Below are 16,603 nucleotides of genomic sequence, written 5' to 3'. Positions count from 1 at the left end.
GTGTAACCGTTCCAAAAAGCTAACGGTTAGTGTTACGGTCGCCGCCATGAAAAAGGTGAGCTTCGCCGAGTTCGGCGGTCCCGACGTTCTGCACCTCATCGACGCCGACGAGCCCCACGCGGGTCCCGGCCGCATACGCGTCGCCGTACGGGCGGCGGGCGTGAATGCCTTCGACTGGCGCGTCCGGGAAGGCCAGTTCCAGGGGGCTCATCCGATCGAGTTGCCTTCCGGACTCGGCCTGGACGCCGCCGGGGTGGTGGACGAGGTCGGCGAGGGCGTCGAAGGGGTCGAGGTCGGCGACCCGGTGTTCGGCGAGGGTGCGAGCACCTACGCCGAGTTCGCCGTGCTGTCGGCCTGGGCCCGGATGCCCGAGGGTCTGACGTTCGAGGAGGCGGCCGGATACCCCTCCGTGATGGAGACCGCCCTGCGCGTCATCGGCGAAACCGGTGTCCGGGCCGGCCAGACGCTGCTGGTCAGCGGCGCGTCCGGGGGAGTCGGATCGGCGGTGCTGCAGATCGCCCGCGACCGGGGCATCACGGTGATCGGCACGGCCGGCGCCGACAACCAGGACTATCTGCGCGGCCTGGGCGCCCTCGCCACGACGTACGGCGCGGGCTGGGCCGAGCGGGTGCGGCGGCTCGGCCGCGTCGACGCCGCTCTCGATCTGGCCGGCTCCGGTGTGATCCGCGAACTCGTCGAGCTGACCGGGGATCCGCAAAGGGTGGTCTCCATCGCCGACTTGGGCGCGCGGGAGTTCGGTGTCCGGTTCTCCGGTGTGGCGGGCAGCGTCCCGGACGCGCTCGCCGAGACCGTCCGTCTCCTCTCGCGCGGCAGGCTCCACATCCCCGTCGAGAAGTCGTACCCGCTCGCCGAGGCCGCGGCGGCGCACATCGACAGCCAGGCCGGTCACACGCGCGGGCGCCGCGTCCTGATCGTCTGACGGCCGACCGGTGCCGGCGCGGGCGGACATCGCAGCCTTAGTGCGGCTGAGAGTTCCCTCCGGAGTGCCTACGGGTGCGGGGGCCCCGCGCTTTTCTGCCGGGAGGACGGTCCGGCGCGGGCGCCGGTCAGAGGGCGGAGACGGTGCTTTCCACGATGCCGAGCAGGGCGTCCCTGTCCTTCTGGATGCGGGCGAGCACACGCAGTCCGTAGTACGTGCTGAGGATCTGGCGGGCGAGTGTCCCGGCGCTGCGCTCCGCGGAGATCTCGCCGGAACGCTGCCCCCGCGCGATGGTCTCGGCCAACGCCCGCTCCACCGTGGTGAAGTGCCGGCGGACCTCCTCGCGCACCTCGTCGTCCGAATCGGCCTTCTCCACCGACGCGTTGATGGTGAAGCACCCGGAGGCCTCGGGGTCCGCCAGGTCGGTGTCGACGGCGTGGACCATCAGGTCCCGCAGCCGCTCCTTGACCGGGCCGGGCCGGTCGAGGAGCGAGGTCTGCTCGGCGGTGTGCGTCTCGTAGTAGTGGCGCAGGGCCCGCAGGTACAACTCCCGCTTGTCGCCGAAGGTGTTGTACAGGCTCGACTGGCCGAGGCCGGTCGAGTCGGAGAGGTTCCGGGTCGAGGTGGCCTCGTACCCCCGCCGCCAGAAGGTTTCCATGGCGGCGGTGAGGGCGTGCGTCTCGTCGAACTTCCTTGGCCTGGCCATACCCGCATTCTACGTATTTTGGAGCGAGCGCACGGAAACTCGGGCCCGGATCATCCGGCCACCGCGACGGCCTCGATCTCGATCAGCCAGTCGGGATCGGCGAGGGAGGCGACCTGGACGAAGGACTCGGCGAACGTGTGCGGGACGAAGTACTCGGCCCTGAGCCGCGCGAAGGCATCCTGGTGCCGGGCGATGTCGGTGACGAACACGGTCGCCTTGACGACCTGGTCGAGACCGGAACCGGCGTTCTTCAACACGAGGGCCAGGTTGGCCAGCGCCTGCCGGGCCTGGGCCTCGAAGTCGCCCTTGCCGACCGTCGCGCCGTGCTCGTCGATCGGTCCCTGCCCCGAGGTGAACACGAAGTCGCCGACGCGGATGCCGAGCGCGATCCCGGCGGGGGCGTACCAGTCGGGGTCGGCGGTGACGCGGACGCGCTGCGGGGCACCGGATGCGTCGGACATGGGACTCCTCCTTGGAGCGAGGAAAACGGGGGAACTGACGGAAGGCGAGTCTAGGCGGACCGGTCAGCCGCCCAACGCCTCCCGGACGGCGAGTACTTGCTCGTCGATCGACCGCTGACCGGACTCGGTGCCGAAGGAGTCGAAGATGTGGAAGGCACCGGCCCACTGGTGGAGCGTGACGGGGACGCCCGCCTCCAGCAGCCGCCGGCCGTAACCCAGGCCCTCGTCGCGCAGCGGGTCGTACTGGGCCGTCACGATGTGCGCGGCGGGGAGACCGCCGAGGTCGTCGGCGCGGTTCGGCGCCGCGTACGGCGAGGTCTCCCGCCCCTCGTGCCCTTCGCCGAGGTAGTGGCGCCACATCGCCTCGGACTGGGGCGTGGACCAGACGGGGGTGTCGTGGAAGCTCCGCGCGGACGGAGTGTCCATGCGGTCGTCGGTCACCGGGTAGGTGAGCAGCTGGAGGACGAGCCCGGGGCCCTTGCGGTCGCGTGCCATCAGGGCGACGGAGGCGGCGAGGGCACCGCCCGCGCTGCAGCCCGCGACACCCAGGCGCGCGGGGTCGACCCCCAGCTCCTCGGTGTGGGCCGCGAGCCACCGCAGGGCCGCGTAGCAGTCCTCCGCACCCGCGGGGAAGGGGTTTTCGGGCGCCAGCCGGTACTGGACGCTCACCACGACGACGTTCGCGCGGGAGGCGAACCACACGCACTGGTTGTGCTCGGTCTCCAGGCCGCCCATCACGAAGCCGCCGCCGTGGATCCACAGCAGACCGCCGTGCGGACCGGCCGTCTTGGGGGTGTAGATGCGTACGGTGACGTCAGGCGCCCCCTCGGGGCCGGGGATGAGCCGCTCGGTGACCGTGAGGGCGCTCGTGTCGGCCGGCTCCCACTGGGCTTCGAGGTCCTTGAGGGTGCGGCGGGCGACTTCCGGCCGGGCGACATCGAGGTAGGGGATCTCCCCGACGAGCGGGGCCAGATCGGGGCGGAGCGTCATACGGGTGGGGGCGGGCGTGGCGTCTTTGCTGGTGGCGTCACTCATGGGGTCATCGTGTCCTGTGGGCAAGGGACTTCGCCGCCGACATCTGTCGCGACTTGGGGCGCCCGGACCGCCGATTGGTGTGCCGACCTGACGGAGTGTTCCGCGAGGGGCGGTGCCGGTGCGCGGCCCGGATCTAGCCTGCGCGGGTGTACGAACTGATGCCGAACCCCTCGCAGCCGTCCGCCGGGCGCCCCGCGGCGGAATCCGGCCGGAACTCGCTGCCGGGCTGCGCCACGGCCTCCGCCACGGCCTCCGGGCAGGGCCCGCTGCCGGGCCTGTGTGCGGCTCGGGGCCCCGCTGCGGGTCAGGTCTGCGGACTGAGGCCCTCCGTCGGTCACGGTCGTCCGGCGGGGCCGTCCGACCGTCAGGGCTGTCCGGCGGGTTCCGTTGCCGGTCACGGTTGTCCGGCGGGTCCCGCTGCGGGTCAGTGCTGTCCGCTGGACTCGTCTGCCGGGCCTTCTGCCGGGCTTGCCGCCGGGCCGTCTGCCGGACTCCGAGCCGAGCCGTCTGCCGGACTCCCCGCCGGGCCGTCCGCCGGGCTCTGCACCGGAGTCCCCGTGGAGGCCGCGTGGGGCCTGGCGGCCGGTCCGGTGTCCGAACGCGTCGCCGATCCCGTAGGGGACCTGGCTGATCCCCCATGGGGCTGGGAGGCCGGCGCCGAGGCGGGACCGGTGCCCGGTGGGCCGGCCGGTTCCGGGCCGTACGACGACCTGTGGCGGCCGGGCGGTCTCGGGGACCCGGCGCTCGTCCAGGCGGTGCTGTCGTCCGCGATGCCCGAGGCCCAGCGGTCCCGCGCGCTGTACCTGCTCGGACTTGCCCTGGCCGGCCCCATGCGGGCCGCCGCCGTGGTCGTCGCCGAACCCGCGGCCCTGCCCGAGGCGTTGCGCTCCTGCGCCGCGGGTCTGCTCGCGCCGCCGACACGGGCGGGCGGTCCGGCGCCGCAGGCGGTGCTGTGGCTCACGGTCGGCGTCCTCCTGCTGCCCGCGGCCGGCGCCGCCCGGCGCCCGGCCCCGGTGCCCTGCGGCGTGGCCGTCGGCCTGGGTCCGGCGGTCGCCCCCGAGCGGCTGCCGGAGTCGTGGGCCGCGGCCCGGCGCGCCGCGCGGTTCGCGGGCCTGGGTCCGACCTGGCCGCGGCTGGCGGACGCGGCGGAGCTGGGGGCCGAGGCCCTTCTGGCCGACATACCCCGGGACGCGGCGCTCGCGCACCCGGACGTGGCCGCGCTCGCCCGCCTGGAAGCCGAGCCGGACGGGGCGCAGATGCTGGCGACCCTGGAGACCGTCTGCCGCACCCGGTCGCTGCGGGAGGCGGCCAAGCTCCTGTGTCTGCACCACAGTTCCGTCGCCCACCGGGTGGCGAGGGCCGAGCGTGCGCTGGGCACGTCGCTGAGCGACCCCGCGCAGCGGCAGCGGGCCTGCACGGCGCTGCTGCTGTGGCGGCTGAACGCTCCTGACAACTGGCGCAACTGATCCGCGACTTCGGGGAGCGTCTCATCGTTCCGGAGTTTTGAAGCAATCGCTCCGTAATGTGCTAGCGTCACTGCCGAGGACGCCCTTCCGCTCTCGACCGGACGCAACACCGGTCCGCATCCCCGCATTTGGAGGCATTCCATGCCCCTTGCCGTCTATATCCTCGGCTTGGGAATCTTCACCCAAGGCACATCGGAGTTCATGCTCTCCGGACTGCTCCCCAATCTGGCCGATGACCTGGGTGTCTCCATCCCCGATGCCGGGCTGCTGATCTCGGCGTTCGCCATAGGCATGGTCGTCGGGGCGCCGCTCCTCGCGGTCGCCACGCTCAAGTGGCCCCGCCGCACCGCCCTGGTCGCCCTGCAGGCCGCCTTCATCGCCGCGCACATCGTCGGCGCCCTCGCCCCGGGCTACGGAGTCCTGTTCGCCACGCGTGTCATCAGCGCCCTTGCCTACGCGGGCTTCTGGGGTGTGGCCGTGGCCACCGCCGTCGCCCTCGTCCCGGCGAACGCCAAGGGCAAGGCGGTCGCGGTCGTCGCCAGCGGACTCACCCTCGCCACCATCATCGGTGTCCCCGCGGGCACGGTGCTCAGCCAGTTCGCCGGCTGGCGCGCCGCCTTCTGGGGCGTGGCCCTGCTCACCCTCGTCAGCCTCGCCTGCTCGGTGTTCGCCATCCCCGGCGGGCGGGGGTCCGCGGAGGAGACGCGTACGGTCCGCGCCGAACTGCGGGCGATGGCCCGGCCGCAGCTGTGGCTCTCGTACGCGGTGACCGCGTTCTCCTTCGGCGCCGTCATCGTCACCTTCAGCTACCTCGCCTCCCTGCTCACCGACGTCACCGGACTGGCCGACGGCTGGGTGCCCGTGCTGCTGGCGCTGTTCGGCGTCGGCGGCCTGCTCGGCATGGTCATCGGCGGCAGGACCGCGGAGGCGTACCCGATCCGCACGCTCGCGCTCGGCACCGGCGTCCTCGCCGTGACCTCGGCACTGCTCGCCGTCCTGGCGGAGAACACCGTCGTCACCGTGGCCCTGGTCTTCGTCCTCGGCATGGCGGGATACGTCACCAACCCGATCCTGCAGTCCCGGGTCTTCGTCGTCGCACCCGGCGCACCGACCCTGGTAGGCGCCACCAACACCTCGGCCTTCAACGTCGGCAACACGCTCGCGCCGGCCCTGGGCGGCATGACCATCAACGCCGGGTTCGGCTTCGCCTCGGTGGCCTGGGTCGGAGCGGCGCTCGCCGCCGCCGGTCTCGCCGGGACCCTGTGGGCAGGACACCTCCAGTACCGCTCCCGCCCGGTCAAGGGCAGCGTGGTCGCGGGCGGCGGCACCGGCGCGCCCCAGGGCCAGGAGCGGACCGAAACCCCCGTGTGACCCGGTACGACGGCCCCGGACGCCGACCGCCCCGGCGTTCGGCCCTCGGTCCCCGGCCCACTCGCCCGAAACCCCGTCCGTCGCGCCCGAAGCCCCGGCCCCGGCGCCCGAAGTCCAGGCCCTCGCGCTCCGCCCGGGAAGCCTTGGCCCTCAGGAGTCCGCGGTCCTCAAAACCCGCGGCATCCTGAGCCCCGGGCTCCGAAGCTCCCGTTCCTCAGGCTCCGGAACCCCTGTCCCTTCCCGCCCAGTGCCCCTGGCCGCCCAAGCCACTTGAGCCGACAGAGGGTGTACCCGAAAAGCGCCGTGCCCCGGCCCGTTGCCTCCCCCGCCGACGGACCGGGGCACGGTCATGCCCGAAATCTCCCGGCGGCGGTCAGGCCGTGATGCCGCCGTCGATCACCAGGTCGTGGCCGAGGGCGAAGCCCGACTCCGGCGAGGCCAGGTACAGCACCGCCGCCGCACCCTCCTCCAGGGAACCGATCCGGCCGAGCGGGAACATGCCCTTGGCGCGCTCCACGCGCTCCTCAGGCGTCTCGTTCTCCAGCAGTGACATGGGAGTGTCCATCGAGGACGGGCTGAGCGTGTTCACCCTGATCCCGTCGGCGGCGTACTCACGCGCCGCGCTCCGCCCGAGCGCCGCGATCGCCGCCTTGCTCGCCCCGTAGGCGCCGGCCCCCGGGATCGTCAGATGTGCGCCGACCACGGAGCCCACGTTGACGATGACACCGCCGCCGTGCGCCCGCATGTGGCGGATCTCGTGCTTCATCGACCGCCACGTCCCCAGCAGGTTGATCTGCAGCGTCTGCTCGAAGACGTCCTCGGCGAGCTCGGCGAGCCCGGCCGGTTCGGGCAGGTATCCGGCGTTGTTGACCGCGATGTCCAGGCCGCCGTGGCGTTCCACGACCGTCCTGACCAGCGCCTCCACCTCCGCCTCCACGGCGATGTCGGCGGTCGCCCAGCTCGCCTCGCCGCCGTCCTTCTCGATCAGCTCGACCGTCTCGACCAGCCGGTCGGAGGTGCGGCCGGCGACCACCACGGTGGCACCCTCGCGGGCGAAGGCCACGGCGGTGGCGCGGCCGATCCCGGATCCGCCACCGGTGACGAGCGCCACCTTGCCGGTGAAGCGATCAGTCATGTCTCTCATCCCATCGTCGCTACCTGCGTGCACGCGCACGTCGCACGCGCCGCGCACGCACCACGATGGGCGTAACCGCCGCCCGCGCCATCACGTGTTCACCTGGTTTTTTTCGCGCCGGGCGGAGCCGGCGCGTGCGGACGACCGCCCTGCCGGCCGCCGGGAAGGCGAGAAAGCCCGCCGCGAGACCCCGTGAACACGTGATGCCCACGGGGCCCGCCGCCCTGTGGAGTTGAGCGAGCACGCGTACACCCGCGGAGAAGGGAAAACCTTGAGCTTCGAGGAATTCGAGGGCATCGTCCACATCCCGCCGAAGGCAGGACCGGCGCGCTGGGTGTTCGGGGACCACTACACGATCAAGGCGGACAAGGAGAACACGAACGGCTCGCTCGGCCTGATCGAGGCCATGGTGCCGCCGGGCGGCGGCCCGCCGCTCCACATCCACCACGACAGCGACGAGGCCTTCTACCTCATCGAGGGCGAGCTGGAGATCTCCAACGAGAAGCGGAAGCAGATCGTCGGGGCCGGCGCGTTCGTCTTCGTGCCCAGGGGCAAGGTCCACGCGTTCAAGAACGTCGGCGACGAGCCCTGCAAGATGCTCATCATCTTCACGCCCGCCGGCTTCGAGCGCTTCTTCACCGAGCTGGGCGTCCCCGCCGAGGAGGGCATGTCCGCCCCCGAGGCGGCGCAGTACGCGGCCGATGTGGCGAAGGCCCAGAGCATCGTGGCCCGCTACCGGGCGGAGTACGTCTGACGCCCTCCCCGGGACGAGCACCGGGCGAGCGGGCACGGCGGGACCGGATGCTCACAGCGAGGTGAACGGCCGGTGGTCCGCGAGAGCGAGCGCGCGGACGAAGTCGGTCAGCCGGACGGCCGTACGGGCGAGCAGGCGGGGGAGCGGGCGGACCCGGGGCCCGTAGGCCGCCGGCCACAGCGCGGGTATGCGGTACATGCCCCGCAGCATGTGCCCCGGGCCGTGCCGGCCCGGCACATCGTGGACGATCCTGGACGCCGCCACATCCCGCCGGGTACGGCGGCGTTCGCCGTACCCGGCCCCGGAGTATCCTGGAACCACGATTCCAGGATGGCGGGTGGGGCATGCCGGACATCAAGCACTTCGACCCGGACGCGGCTCTGGACACCGCGCTGCGGCTGTTCTGGCGTCAGGGCATGGCCACGACCGGGATCCAGGACATCGTCACCGCCACCGGTCTGAACCGCTCCAGCCTCTACGCCACCTTCGGCGGCAAGCGGGAGTTGTACCTCGCCTCCTTGAAACGCTATGTGGAACTTCGCTCCCGGCCCAAGTACCGCAGACTGGCGGAGGACGGCCGTGGGCTGCCCGCCGTCGCCGACTTCTTCGAAAGCCTGATAGCGGCCCGGTGTTCGGGCGAGCACGCCGGCTGGGGCTGCATGGCCGTCAACGCCCAGGCCGGCGCCGAGTACGGCGACTCCGAGGTGCGCGCCCTGCTCGAACGCCACCACCAGGACCTGCGGGACGCGCTGCGTGCCGCGCTCGTCGCGGCCGAGGAGCGCGGACAACTGGCCCCGGGCGTCGACCCCGGGCCCACCGCCGACGTGCTGGCCCTGCTCGCCTACGGAGTGAACCTGCGCTCCCGCGCCGGAGCCGACGCCCGCGCCCTGCGCGCGACCGTGACCTCCGCGCTGGCCTCGATCGGCCGGTCACCCACCGTCTGAGCCGGTCGTCCGGCCGAGTCGTCCACGCCGATCAATGAACCACGCTTGACAGTTGGCTGACCCCGGCCCCTAACTTGAAACGGGCGTTCCAAGTTATTGTTCGTGGCCCAGGTGTCCCAACGGGGGAGGATGGTCGTGCCGCAGGTACTGGATCCGGGCAAGGCCCGCACGATGGACGAGTTCATCGGCGAGCTGCGGCTGCTGAAGGCATGGGCGGGCGGCCCCTCGATCACCGAGATCACCCGCCGCGTGCACCAGGACTGGCGCCGCGCGGGCCGCCCGCGCACCGAGTGGCCGGCCCGCTCGACCATCGGCAACTGCTTCCTGCCGGGCCGCCGCCGCCCCAACCCCGACCTGCTGCTGGCCGTGGTACGGGCCCTCGTGGGCGGCGACGAGGCGACCGTCGCCCTGTGGCGGCAGGCGCTGCGCACGGTCCTCGGACAAGCCGAGGCGGCTGCCCGCGTCCGCGCCTGCGACCGGCTGCCCGCCGGGCCGACCCCGCTCCTCGGCCGGACCCGGGCCGCCTCCGCCGCCGAGGCCGCCCTCACGGCCGCGGGACGGCCGCGCGTGGTGGTGCTGGAAGGCGCCGCCGGCGTCGGCAAGACCTCGCTGGCCCTGCACGTGGCCCGCCGTGTCGCCGCCCGCAGCCCCGCCGGCGCACCCGTGCTCTTCGCCCGCCTGCGCGGCTCCGCGCCGGCCTGCCCGGCCGCCGACCCCGCCGCCGTGCTGGAGACCTTCCTGAGGCTGCTCGGCGTCACCGGCGACCGCATCCCCTACGGCGTCACCGCCCGCGCCGCCCTCTACCGGCAACTCCTCGCCGGAACAGGCGCTCTGGTGGTCCTGGACGACGCGGCGGACGCCGAACAGGTACGACCCCTGCTCCCCGGGGACCCTGCCTGCCCCGCACTGGTCACCAGCCGCCGCAAGGCGCGCGCACTGCCCGGCGCCACCCGCCTCACCGTCGAACCCCTGCCCCCCGAAGCCTCGGTGGCACTCCTGCGGCGGACGGCGGGCGCCGATCCCCTCCCCACGGACACCGCCGCCCTCCGGCGGATCGCCGCCGACCTGGGACACCTCCCGCTGGCCCTGACCCTCATCGGCCGGCACATGCGACAGCACACCGGATGGACCCTCGCCGACTACCACCGCGAAACGGTCGTCCCGCTCGCCTTGGAGGAGGGCGTCCGCGCGGCGATCGCGGCCTCCGACGCCCAAGTGGCCCCGGGTTCCCGGAGGTTGCTACGGCTTTTGGCTCTCCACCCGCTGGACCGCACGGACACCGCCCTGGCCGTGGCACTCGCCGGGGAGTGCGAACAGGCCGTACGGGGTCACCTCGACGCGCTGTGCGCGGCCCACCTGCTGACCGAACCCGGACCCGGCCGGTTCCGCATGCCCGCGCTGGTCCGCGCCTACGCCGGGGAACGCGTCGGCATCGACGTGCCGGCGACGTCCATCCGCCAGGCCCTCCGCCGGGTGCGGGCGCACACCGGGACCGCCGTCCCGGCACGCGCCCTCGCGGCTTGACCCCCCGGTGCCGCGGGTGCGCGACACACACGGCCAAGTGGCGTATTACTGGGTGGGCTCGACCCTCACCTCCACCACCCGAGGAGCCCGGATGACGGACCGTACGGAGTCGATCGAATCGATGGAGCAACTCGCCCTGGTCTGGCGCGCCATGGTGCTCGACCGTGATCCGGACGCCGACGTGCGCGATCTGCCGGGCATCGCCGTCCGCTGGGCCGACTGCCGGTTCGCCTTCTGGAACTGCGTCACGCTGACCGAGGTCGACGCGGACACGGCGCTGGTCGGGGAACGCCTGCGCCAGGCGGCGGACATCATGCGCGCGAAGCAACACCCCGGGTTCCTGTGGCTCTTCGAGGACCTCCTCGACGCCGAAGCCCGCGCCCGGGTCCGGGCGGAGGCGGAGAAGGCGGGGCTGGAGTACGCCTTCCCCGGCACCGGTATGGCGGGAGACTTCCTCCCGATCCCCGAACCGGCCCACCCGGAGCTGACGTTCGCCCGCGTGACCACCGACGACCACCTCCGGGCGTACGCCGACCTGAACTCACGCGCCTACGGCTTCCCGCTGGAGGACGGCCGCGACGGACTCCTCGGATCCACCCTGTGGAAGAAGCAGGCGCACGCCTACCTCGGCCTGCGCGACGGCGTCCCGGTGACCTGCGCCGCGACGGTGGAGGCCGACGGCCGGCTGTTCGTCGTACTCGTCGCCACGGCGCCGGAGTGGGAACGCCGGGGCTACGGCGAGGCGGTGACGCGCAAGGCCCTGTACGAGGGCGCCCGCGCCACCGGCCTGACCCGCGCCACCCTGCACGCGACGACGGCGGGGGCACCGGTGTACCCCAGGATCGGTTTCCGGCCCAACTCGCCGATCGGCTTCTACAGCCTCGCACAGTGACTTCCGGCCGCGCTGTCGCCCCGCCTCGGCCGCCGGTCCCGGCCGAGAAGGTTCCGCCGCCGGGCCGTGCGGCGCGCCGTCGGGCGAGACCGAGCGTGTACCGGTCACCGGGCGGCGAGGCGGGCGAACTCCCAGGGGTCGTGTGCGCTGAAGACCGTGACCTCGTCGGCGTGGGCACGCTTGAGGTGACGGAGGCGGTCGCGGGTAGCGACGCGCGCCGCCGCATCGGTCTGCGCGCCGTGCTGGACCGGTTCGAGGACGGGGTGGGCGAACGGCGGGTCGGCGTCCAGCTCCCCGTGGTACATGTACGCGTCCCCCGCGTGCAGCAGCCACCGTCCGTCGCCGTCGCGCACGGCCACGCCCGCGTGCCCCGCCGAGTGACCGGGCAGCGGCACCAGCAGCAGCTCGCACGACAGCCCCTCCGGTCGCGCCACGCCCGGAAAACCGAACCACTCCGCGCGCTCCGTCACCGGCGCGGGAGTCAGCAGCGGACCGTGTGCCCGGTGCGTCGGCATGAAGCGGTCCAGGCTGTGCCGGTGGTGCGCTGCTTCGGGATCGCTGACGGCCCGGTACTCGCCGGGGTGCACGTGTACGCGCGCGTGCGGGAAGTCCGGCAGCCCTCCCGTGTGGTCGCGGTGCAGGTGGGTGAGCACGATGTGCCGCACGTCCGCCGCCGCGTACCCGAGCCGTACGACCTGGCGCAGCGCGGTCTCCTCCGGGTCCAGGGCGGGCCGCGCGTACGCCACCCAGTCCGCCCCCAACGACCGCTCCGGGTCCGGGAGATCGGCGGTGCCGAGACCGGTCTCCACCAGGACCAGCCCGTCCGCGTCCGTCTCGACGAGCAGGCAATGGCAGACCAGGGGCCGTGCCCGGTCCACGGCACCCGCCCCGGAGGACTCCTCGTACAGCGGTGGAATCTCCCGCATGGAACCGCAGTTGAGATGATGAATACGCATGATTCCCCCTGTACAGCGCGTATGGGTGGGCTGTTCACGACCGACGCTAGGAGGTGCCCTCGTGACTCACCAAACGGTTGGACACCAGCGGACACCCGACCGGGACGGCCCGTTGGCGGACTGCCCGGACGACGCCCTCGTGCCGCCCGGTGACGAGCCGCGCTGCCCCGTCGACATCACCCTCGCCGCCCTGGGCGGCCGGTGGACCCCGCTGGTGCTCCGCGAGTTCCTGCGCCGTGGCCAGGCCACCTACACGGAGCTGTCCGCCGCCCTGCCCTCCCTCTCGGACAAGGTCCTCTCGGACCGGCTGGCCCAGCTGACCAGGGCGGGTGTCATCGAACGCCACCGGATCCCCGGTTGGCCGCCCCGGGTCCGCTACGAGCTGACCGGCCCCGGCCGCGCACTGGAACCGGTGCTGCGCGGCATGTGGGAGTGGGGCACGGCCCGACGGGACACCTCCGCCTGAACGCCGGCCACGGTGAACGTACGCACCCGGCCGGTCCGGGGTGAGCGGCGACGACCGGTCGCACCCGGGCCCGGGACCGCCGCGAAACGGACGACATCATTCTGCCCCCGCCGTCCTCGCATGCGCTTACGATCAAGCAGTGGCCTCGGGAAACACCCGACGGCCGGGAAAAGAGGGGGAGTTATGAGCAGCATTTCGAGGCGGTCCCTGATCGGGTACTCGGGGACGGCCGCCGCCGGCGCGGTGATCGCCGGTACGGCCTCGGCGTCGCCCGCCCAGGCCGCAGAGCCCGCCCAGGCCGTCCAGGCCGAGGCGGCGAGCACGGCGGCCACCTTCCCCGAGGGGACGCTCTTCGGCGGCCGGTCGGAGCGGGACACCGGCAACGACATGCCTTCCGAGCTGGAGATCAAGTTCAGCGTCGCGAACGCCGCCGAGATGCCGGCGACCTACTCCGTCACCCCGCAGGAGATCGCCGACGCGATCAACAAGCTCCTGGCGTCCCGTGGCTGGCCCGCGGTCACCTTCTACGGCACGCCGGCCCCCGCGCCGCTGAACTGACCGGGCCGGCACCGGCCCTCCCGCCGCACCTCCCGTGCCACTTCGGTCACGCGGCCGCGAGACCGGCCATGAAGGCCCACGGGAGGTGGGGGAGGGGCCGACGCGGCCGATCAGCACCGGGCCGTACCGGGGACCGGGGCACCTGCGGGTGTGCGGTGGCCGGTACGGCCCCGGCCGGCCGGCCGCGCCGGTGCGAAGTGAACGCTACGTCGGCCCGCCGGCGCCCACGTCCGCGAGGTGAACGGAGCCGACGGCGGTCGTCCCCTCCACCACCGCCCGCGTTGCCCGGCGCCCGGCCACCGGCGAGCCCGCCGGTCCACGCCCGCCGTCCGCGCCCGGCCCCGGCTGCCCGTGCGCACCCTCAGTGGTCCCCCCTCAGTCGTAGCCAGGGCAGTCCAGATCCTCCGCCGGCCAGCGGACCTCGCCCGTGCCCAGCGTGATCACTGCCCGGGGCCGCATGGGACCCTCACCGCGCCGGGACAGCACCACCAGCTCCTCGACCGCCGCCGACAGCGCACCGAGCCGCACGGCGCACTCGGCGGCCAGGCGCCGGGGGTCCCGGGTGCGGCCGAGCGACAGATGCGGGGTGAAGCCCCCGCCGCGCCCGCGGCACAACGGGAACGAGGGTTCCAACTCCCGGTACAGGCGCGCCCACGGTGCCGGACCGGCGGCGGCCGGATCGAGCCAGACCGTGGCGTGGTGCCGATGCCGGAAGAAACGCACACCGGACAGCCGTGCCGTGAACGCAGGGGTGCGGGCCGCCGCGGCGCCGAGCAGCGGCACGGCCCGCCCGAACTCCTCCTCCGGCACGAACCCGAACAGCACGTTCACATGCGGCGGCCACCGCCGTACCTGCGGATCGTGCTCCCAGCGGATGTCCTGGATCGGCGGCCAGAGCCGGGGCGGCGGCAGCCACGCCACCGCCGTGCGGGGAGTCGACGCCACCGCGAGCACGTCGGGCGGCCCGGCCCCGCCGAGGGCCGCCGGCTCGTCGGACTCCGTGCCCCCGTCCCCCGTGTCTCGCACCGCCGTCACACGCCTTTCGCTCGTCCGCGCCCGGGGCCGTGTGCGGCCTGGGGACGGCCGGTTCGCGCGGCCGTGGTTCCGCCGCGCCGCCGGTACGTTCAGGGAACGCCCGCGGGCCGGCCGGTGCAACCCGCCTCGCGGGCGGGGCCGGTCCGCTAACGGGTGCCGTCGGCGGGATCGAGCTTTTCGACGACCGTCTCCTCCGGGCCGATCGGGCGTCCGTCGCCGGAGCGGATCTCCAGTGGGCTCAGCGGGCGCCGGTCGCGCCGGTCGAGAAGCCGCGAGTGCGCTTCCCCGGGGGCGAAGCAGTGGGACTCGCCCCACTGGCGCAGCGCGACGATCACGGGGAAGAGGGCGCGGCCCTTCTCCGTGAGCACGTACTCGTGGTAGGGGCTGCCGTCGGAGGCCGGCACGGTCTCCATCACCCCGGCCCGCTCCAGCGCGCGCAACCGGGTGGTGAGGATGTTCTTGGCGATTCCCAGACTGCGCTGGAACTGGCCGAAACGGCGGCTGCCGTCGAAGGCGTCACGCACGATCAGCAGCGACCACCAGTCGCCGATGGCGTCGATCGACCGGGCGACGGGGCAGGGGTCGGCGTCGAGCCGGGTGCGGGCGACCATCGGGCTCCCCTCCTTCACTTCCTGGTTGCAACACGCTACCAGTGCGTCCTAGAGTCCGACAGGTAGCAACTTGCAACCACCATGGGGAGGGTGCCGTATGCCGAGTGACTGCTCCACGACGAGCGGACGGACGGCCCGCAACACCGCGCTCGCACCGACCGGACCGCCGCCCGCGCGCCTGGTCCTGCTCTTCGCCATCGCCTGCGGCAGCGCGGTGGCCAACGTCTACTTCGCCCAGCCCCTGCTGGTCACCCTCGGCGAGCGGTTCTCGCTCGGCTCCGGCCTGCTCGGCGCCATCGTCACCGTCACCCAGGCCGGCTACGCGGCGGGCCTGTTCCTGCTCGTCCCGCTCGGCGACCTGGCCGACCGCCGGAGGCTGATCACGCTCCAGCTCGGCCTGCTCGCCGCCGCTCTGCTGGCGGTCGCCCTGGCACCCGGGACCGCCGTGCTGCTCGCCGCCCTCGCGATGGTCGGCGCGCTCGCCGTCGTCGCCCAGACGATGGTCGCCGCGGCGGCCCACCTCGCCGCTCCGGCCTTCCGGGGACGGGTCGTCGGAGCGGTCACCAGCGGGGTGATCACCGGCATCCTGCTGGCCCGCACGGTGGCGGGCGTCCTGGCCGACCTGGCCGGATGGCGATCCGTCTACCTCTTCTCGGCCGCCGTCACCGCCACCCTCGCCGTGCTGCTGCGCCGCGCCCTGCCGGCCGGTCCGCCTCCGGCGGCCCGGCTTCCGTACCGGCGCCTGCTCGCGTCCACCGTCACCCTGTTCGCCGGCAACCGCCTGCTCCGGGTGCGCGGCGCGCTGGCGCTCCTCGTCTTCGCCGCCTTCAGCACCCTGTGGAGCAGTGTCGTCCAGCCCCTCAGCAGCCCCCCGTGGTCGCTGTCGCACACCGCGATCGGCGCGTTCGGGCTCGCCGGGGCGGCCGGCGCGCTGGCCGCGGGCATCGCCGGCCGCTGGAACGACCGCGGGCTCGCGCAGCGCACCACCGGCACCGCGCTGGTCCTGCTCGCCCTGTCGTGGCTCCCGCTGGCCTTCACCCGGCAGTCGCTGTGGGCGCTCGCCGTAGGAACGGTCCTGCTGGACTTCGCCGTCCAGGCCGTGCACGTCACCAATCAGACCCTCATCCACGCGGTGCGCCCGGACGCGGGAAGCAGGATCATCGGCGGCTACATGATCTTCTACTCGGCCGGCAGCGCCCTCGGCGCCACCGGCTCCTCACTGGCGTACGCGGCGGCGGGATGGCCCGGGGTGTCCGCGCTCGGAGCGGCCTTCAGCTGCGCCGCCCTGCTGCTGTGGGCGACGACCCGCACGCCGTGAGTCCGCCCCGCCCGCGCTCGAGCGGCGACCCGGCCGCCCGGCCCGCGGCCGCGGGCCGCGCTGTGCCGACGGGGCGGGCCTCCGGCCGGGGGGCGGCCGCGCCCCGGTCCGGCGGAACGGCGCGGTCCGGGAGGGTACGGCGGCGAGCCGGGGGCTTGGCGCCGTAGGCGGACGGAAGGCGACGAGCGGCCGGCTCCGCCGCGCGGGCGCCGTGCTCCCACGCGGGCGCCGTGCTCCCGCACCGGCATGGCGCTCCCGCGCGGGCGTGGCCCTCCCGCGTCGGCGCACCCCCTGTCGGCCCACACCCACGGTGACGGCAGGACCACCACGCCGTACCGCCACCCCGCGCCGGTGGCCGAACGGTCGTGCTGAGAGGAGACTGTCCACGGAAGGCGTGCGCCACGCTCGATGCACTCGAACGAGTGAGCTAG

Annotated in this window: 18 protein-coding genes; 10 read left to right on the top strand and 8 right to left on the bottom strand. The window is 73.7% G+C overall.

The annotated features are described in order from the left end of the window. Positions 1–46: 46 nt before the first annotated feature. Positions 47–940, top strand: coding sequence for an NADP-dependent oxidoreductase (locus tag HB370_RS04120; protein ID WP_030775741.1), 894 nt, complete (start codon positions 47–49; stop codon positions 938–940). A 127-nt stretch (positions 941–1,067) separates the two neighbouring features. Here the strand turns inward: HB370_RS04120 and HB370_RS04115 are convergent, their stop codons facing one another. The 3 genes from HB370_RS04115 to HB370_RS04105 form a co-directional block, all read right to left on the bottom strand. Next, positions 1,068–1,646, bottom strand: a complete 579-nt coding sequence (locus HB370_RS04115; RefSeq protein ID WP_030775744.1) for a TetR/AcrR family transcriptional regulator — start codon at positions 1,644–1,646, stop codon at positions 1,068–1,070. A gap of 50 nt (positions 1,647–1,696) precedes the next feature. Continuing rightward, the gene (locus HB370_RS04110; protein WP_030775747.1) at positions 1,697–2,107 is read right to left on the bottom strand and encodes a RidA family protein; all 411 of its coding nucleotides are present in this window, start codon (positions 2,105–2,107) and stop codon (positions 1,697–1,699) included. 63 nt (positions 2,108–2,170) lie between these two features. Continuing rightward, the gene (locus tag HB370_RS04105; protein ID WP_157855527.1) at positions 2,171–3,142 is read right to left on the bottom strand and encodes an alpha/beta hydrolase; all 972 of its coding nucleotides are present in this window, start codon (positions 3,140–3,142) and stop codon (positions 2,171–2,173) included. A 557-nt stretch (positions 3,143–3,699) separates the two neighbouring features. Between HB370_RS04105 and HB370_RS04100 the strand changes: the two genes are divergently transcribed. Both HB370_RS04100 and HB370_RS04095 read left to right on the top strand, forming a co-directional pair. After that, positions 3,700–4,608 carry a LysR family transcriptional regulator gene (locus tag HB370_RS04100; RefSeq protein ID WP_167512939.1) on the top strand — a complete coding sequence of 303 codons (909 nt, stop codon included), beginning with the start codon at positions 3,700–3,702 and terminating at the stop codon, positions 4,606–4,608. 141 nt (positions 4,609–4,749) lie between these two features. Beyond that, entirely contained in the window at positions 4,750–5,979 is a 1,230-nt protein-coding gene (locus HB370_RS04095) for a Cmx/CmrA family chloramphenicol efflux MFS transporter (protein WP_078637297.1), read from the top strand. 373 nt (positions 5,980–6,352) lie between these two features. On the opposite strand, the gene HB370_RS04090 is transcribed toward HB370_RS04095, so the two are convergent. Continuing rightward, positions 6,353–7,114: a glucose 1-dehydrogenase gene (locus HB370_RS04090; protein WP_030775757.1), complete on the bottom strand. Its 762-nt coding sequence runs from the start codon at positions 7,112–7,114 to the stop codon at positions 6,353–6,355. Between the two features lie 271 nt (positions 7,115–7,385). Between HB370_RS04090 and HB370_RS04085 the strand changes: the two genes are divergently transcribed. Next, positions 7,386–7,868: a cupin domain-containing protein gene (locus HB370_RS04085; RefSeq protein WP_037700167.1), complete on the top strand. Its 483-nt coding sequence runs from the start codon at positions 7,386–7,388 to the stop codon at positions 7,866–7,868. A 51-nt stretch (positions 7,869–7,919) separates the two neighbouring features. Here HB370_RS04085 and HB370_RS04080 read toward each other — a convergent pair whose 3' ends face one another. After that, complete coding sequence (locus HB370_RS04080; RefSeq protein WP_157855528.1) at positions 7,920–8,189, bottom strand: hypothetical protein; 270 nt, start codon at positions 8,187–8,189, stop codon at positions 7,920–7,922. Between the two features lie 23 nt (positions 8,190–8,212). On the opposite strand from HB370_RS04080, the gene HB370_RS04075 reads away from it, so the two are divergent. The 3 genes from HB370_RS04075 to HB370_RS04065 all read left to right on the top strand — a co-directional run bounded on the left by HB370_RS04075 (position 8,213) and on the right by HB370_RS04065 (position 11,228). Continuing rightward, entirely contained in the window at positions 8,213–8,812 is a 600-nt protein-coding gene (locus tag HB370_RS04075; RefSeq protein WP_030775760.1) for a TetR/AcrR family transcriptional regulator, read from the top strand. A 135-nt stretch (positions 8,813–8,947) separates the two neighbouring features. Beyond that, entirely contained in the window at positions 8,948–10,336 is a 1,389-nt protein-coding gene (locus HB370_RS04070) for an AAA family ATPase (RefSeq protein ID WP_157855529.1), read from the top strand. Positions 10,337–10,427: 91 nt separating this feature from the next. Next, positions 10,428–11,228: a GNAT family N-acetyltransferase gene (locus HB370_RS04065; RefSeq protein ID WP_030775766.1), complete on the top strand. Its 801-nt coding sequence runs from the start codon at positions 10,428–10,430 to the stop codon at positions 11,226–11,228. 104 nt (positions 11,229–11,332) lie between these two features. On the opposite strand, the gene HB370_RS04060 is transcribed toward HB370_RS04065, so the two are convergent. After that, on the bottom strand, positions 11,333–12,184 hold the full coding sequence (locus tag HB370_RS04060) for an MBL fold metallo-hydrolase (RefSeq protein WP_030775769.1): 852 nt from the start codon (positions 12,182–12,184) through the stop codon (positions 11,333–11,335). A 61-nt stretch (positions 12,185–12,245) separates the two neighbouring features. Here HB370_RS04060 and HB370_RS04055 point away from each other — a divergent pair, with 61 nt between their 5' ends. Beyond that, positions 12,246–12,650 (top strand): helix-turn-helix domain-containing protein, encoded by a 405-nt coding sequence (locus tag HB370_RS04055; protein ID WP_030775772.1) that lies wholly within the window; start codon positions 12,246–12,248, stop codon positions 12,648–12,650. A gap of 183 nt (positions 12,651–12,833) precedes the next feature. Then, positions 12,834–13,208: a hypothetical protein gene (locus HB370_RS04050; protein ID WP_030775775.1), complete on the top strand. Its 375-nt coding sequence runs from the start codon at positions 12,834–12,836 to the stop codon at positions 13,206–13,208. A 375-nt stretch (positions 13,209–13,583) separates the two neighbouring features. Here the strand turns inward: HB370_RS04050 and HB370_RS04045 are convergent, their stop codons facing one another. Both HB370_RS04045 and HB370_RS04040 read right to left on the bottom strand, forming a co-directional pair. Further along, positions 13,584–14,234 carry a 2'-5' RNA ligase family protein gene (locus tag HB370_RS04045; protein WP_051815283.1) on the bottom strand — a complete coding sequence of 217 codons (651 nt, stop codon included), beginning with the start codon at positions 14,232–14,234 and terminating at the stop codon, positions 13,584–13,586. A gap of 155 nt (positions 14,235–14,389) precedes the next feature. Continuing rightward, positions 14,390–14,854 (bottom strand): helix-turn-helix domain-containing protein, encoded by a 465-nt coding sequence (locus HB370_RS04040; RefSeq protein ID WP_030775781.1) that lies wholly within the window; start codon positions 14,852–14,854, stop codon positions 14,390–14,392. 97 nt (positions 14,855–14,951) lie between these two features. On the opposite strand from HB370_RS04040, the gene HB370_RS04035 reads away from it, so the two are divergent. After that, on the top strand, positions 14,952–16,172 hold the full coding sequence (locus tag HB370_RS04035; protein WP_030775785.1) for an MFS transporter: 1,221 nt from the start codon (positions 14,952–14,954) through the stop codon (positions 16,170–16,172). The last annotated feature ends 431 nt before the right edge of the window (positions 16,173–16,603 follow it).

Origin of the sequence: Streptomyces sp. DSM 40868, assembly GCF_011820545.1 — a bacterium.
GTDB lineage: Bacteria > Actinomycetota > Actinomycetes > Streptomycetales > Streptomycetaceae > Streptomyces > Streptomyces eurythermus.
The sequence above is the reverse complement of the archived record's forward strand: the minus strand, read 5'-3'. Positions and strand labels throughout refer to the sequence as shown.

What these genes read in the sequence shown, in the direction of transcription:
- HB370_RS04040 (WP_030775781.1), bottom strand. Translation starts at nt 14,854, where the DNA reads ATGGTCGCCCGCACCCGGCTCGACGCCGACCCCTGCCCCGTCGCCCGG.
- HB370_RS04075 (WP_030775760.1), top strand. Translation starts at nt 8,213, where the DNA reads ATGCCGGACATCAAGCACTTCGACCCGGACGCGGCTCTGGACACCGCG.
- HB370_RS04105 (WP_157855527.1), bottom strand. Translation starts at nt 3,142, where the DNA reads ATGAGTGACGCCACCAGCAAAGACGCCACGCCCGCCCCCACCCGTATG.
- HB370_RS04035 (WP_030775785.1), top strand. Translation starts at nt 14,952, where the DNA reads ATGCCGAGTGACTGCTCCACGACGAGCGGACGGACGGCCCGCAACACC.
- HB370_RS04065 (WP_030775766.1), top strand. Translation starts at nt 10,428, where the DNA reads ATGACGGACCGTACGGAGTCGATCGAATCGATGGAGCAACTCGCCCTG.
- HB370_RS04090 (WP_030775757.1), bottom strand. Translation starts at nt 7,114, where the DNA reads ATGACTGATCGCTTCACCGGCAAGGTGGCGCTCGTCACCGGTGGCGGA.
- HB370_RS04060 (WP_030775769.1), bottom strand. Translation starts at nt 12,184, where the DNA reads ATGCGTATTCATCATCTCAACTGCGGTTCCATGCGGGAGATTCCACCG.
- HB370_RS04115 (WP_030775744.1), bottom strand. Translation starts at nt 1,646, where the DNA reads ATGGCCAGGCCAAGGAAGTTCGACGAGACGCACGCCCTCACCGCCGCC.
- HB370_RS04110 (WP_030775747.1), bottom strand. Translation starts at nt 2,107, where the DNA reads ATGTCCGACGCATCCGGTGCCCCGCAGCGCGTCCGCGTCACCGCCGAC.
- HB370_RS04120 (WP_030775741.1), top strand. Translation starts at nt 47, where the DNA reads ATGAAAAAGGTGAGCTTCGCCGAGTTCGGCGGTCCCGACGTTCTGCAC.
- HB370_RS04050 (WP_030775775.1), top strand. Translation starts at nt 12,834, where the DNA reads ATGAGCAGCATTTCGAGGCGGTCCCTGATCGGGTACTCGGGGACGGCC.
- HB370_RS04095 (WP_078637297.1), top strand. Translation starts at nt 4,750, where the DNA reads ATGCCCCTTGCCGTCTATATCCTCGGCTTGGGAATCTTCACCCAAGGC.